Below are 1,262 nucleotides of genomic sequence, written 5' to 3' on the forward strand. Positions count from 1 at the left end.
GTGGTCTGCCCCGCATTGGCGGTCCGGGATTATTGTTAGTGCATAATTGGGCTTGATGCCACCGTGGGAGGGGTTGATCCACTCTGGGGTGGCGGCCATGAGATGGCCTCTGGTGCGGGTGGCTTATAGCCGAGCGATGAATGGGGTCGGGTGGTATTGTAGTGCTGGCGCCATTGTTCGATGACGATCTGCGCCTCCTTGAGCGTGTAGAAGATTTCGCCATCGAGCAGTTCATCACGCAGTCTGGCATTGAAGCTCTCGCAATAGCCATTCTCCCAGGGACTACCCGGCATGATGTAGGCGGTCTTGGCGCCAACGGCAGCGATCCAGTCCCGGACAGCCTTGGCGATGAACTCGGGGCCATTGTCTGAACGAATATGCCCAGGCGCTCCGCGCAGGATGAACAGGTCGGTGAGCACATCAACGACGTCGACCGCCTTGAGCCTGCGACTGATCCTGATGGCCAGGCATTCCCTGGTAAACTCGTCGATGACGTTGAGCATGCGGAACTTCCGGCCATTGTGGGTTCTGTCCTCGACAAAGTCATAGGACCAGACGTGATTGGAGTGCTCGGGCCGCAGCCGGATGCAGGCTCCCTCATTGAGCCAGAGCCGCCCGCGTTTGGGTTGCTTTGGTGGAACCTTGAGCCCCTCTCGCCGCCAGATCCGCTCCACCCGCTTGTGGTTCACCACCCATCCAGCGCGATGCAGCATCGCCGTGATCCGACGATAGCCATACCGGCCATACTGGGTGGCAAGCTCGATGATGTCGGCCGTCAGAGCCGCTTCATCGTCGCGGGTTTGGGGAGCCGTGCGCTGGGTGGATCGATGCTGGCCCAGAACCCGGCAGGCTCGCCGCTGCGAGATGCCAAACCGGGCAACAACATGATCCACACAAGCACGGCGGCGAGCGGGGCTTAGAAGTTTCCCCGGGCGGCCTCCGCCAGCACCATCTTGTCCAAGGTCAGGTCCGATACGGCCCGGCGCAACCGCGCATTCTCGGCCTCGAGCTCTTTAAGCCGCTTCACCTGGTCGCCCTTGAGGCCACCATACTCCTTGCGCCAGCGATAATACGAAACTTCCGTAACCGCTATCGCCCGGACAGCTTCCGCCACCGTCTTCCCCTGCGAAGTCAGCACGTCAACCTGACGAAGCTTGGCGACAATCTCTTCAGCCGTAGGCCGTATCCTGGGCATCTGCGTATCCTTTCAAAATGGGAGCTTCCCATACTTCAAAAAGGACCACTTCTGTGGGGGCAGACCA

At 60.3% G+C, this 1,262-nt stretch carries 1 protein-coding gene; it reads right to left on the reverse strand.

Annotation, left to right across the window (positions count from 1 at the left end):
* Positions 1-35: 35 nt before the first annotated feature.
* Positions 36-1,195, reverse strand: a protein-coding gene (locus AC3YMN_RS19290) for an IS3 family transposase (RefSeq protein WP_489891293.1) whose coding sequence is annotated in 2 segments (ribosomal slippage) — positions 36-931 and positions 931-1,195 — 1,161 coding nt in all. Because the reading frame shifts where the segments join, the coding sequence is not laid out codon by codon here.
* Between the last annotated feature and the right edge of the window lie 67 nt (positions 1,196-1,262).

This window comes from Devosia sp. Z11_6, from assembly GCF_058133665.1.